The following is a 1049-nucleotide window of genomic DNA, read 5'->3' on the forward strand; positions in this document are numbered from 1 at the left end:
AATATTCTTTTCTCCTTCCAGTCTCACTCTACCTTTATATAGTTCTAAAAGTTCCCCAATGTGGGTTAATTCGGTGATAGTTTTACCCGCTTTTCCGGTTTTATAAATCCGATTCCAAACTGAACCAGTATATTCAATATCTGCTAAATATCTTTCATCTTGATTTAAGACCCTTTTGCGTTTACTCGCATTTTGCGAACTGACAGCATAAGGAGGATTTCCTAAGACTACAGTTACAAAAATGTTGGTTTTTACTTTGGCTGCTTGACTTGATTCTTCCGCGATAATTTGGGTAATTCCGGGAATTAATTCCCCGGATTTTATTCCTGCTTCCAAAGCATTAGTTAAATAAATTTTTAATCTTTCTGCTGGTGCAAATTTATAACCCAAATCTCCTAATAATAAACCTAATTTTAAATGCGCTATGGTATAGGGAGTCATCAATAATTCAAACCCAAATAAACGCTTTAAAAGTTTTGCGTCTCTTAAAAAACTATTCCATTTATCAACACCATATTTAGCAACATTATCACGAATTTGTTTAATAACTGCATATAAAAATGTTCCTGTTCCCGTTGCGGGGTCAAGAATTGTGACTTTGCGATTTCCTAAACCATATTCTAAATCAAAAATTTCTTCATTAACTAAAATATCATTAACAGAACGGACAATAAAATTAACTACAGGTTCAGGAGTATAATAAACTCCTCTACTTTTTCTCAATGAAGATTCATAAGCGGCTAAAAATGTTTCGTAAAAGTGAATAACTGGATCTTCTGTGCGGGTTTCTTGACCAAAGTTGTCTAAAATATTGGTCATGTCTATTGTGTTAAATAAGTCTATTAAATTCTCAATTGATTTGTGAATTTTACTAACGCTATTAGTTCCTAAAACTAAATCAAATAAACCTTTTAAAAAAGGAATTTTATCAGTAATATAAATACTTGCTGTTGTGCGATTAAATGCAAATTCTCCAGGGTTTTGTGCATGACCAATTTTTGCAGTAAATAACCCATAAGCGATAGTTTGAGCGTACATATCTGCAAATT

Annotated in this window: 1 protein-coding gene; it reads right to left on the bottom strand. The window is 32.2% G+C overall.

The annotated features are described in order from the left end of the window. The coding region (locus tag ACIR131C_RS27430; RefSeq protein ID WP_231395418.1) for an N-6 DNA methylase at window positions 1-1038 on the bottom strand (1038 nt) is incomplete at its 3' end. Window positions 1039-1049: the final 11 nt, after the last annotated feature.

It is taken from the genome of Dolichospermum circinale AWQC131C (assembly GCF_000426905.1).
In the GTDB taxonomy this organism is placed as follows: Bacteria; Cyanobacteriota; Cyanobacteriia; order Cyanobacteriales; family Nostocaceae; genus Dolichospermum; species Dolichospermum circinale.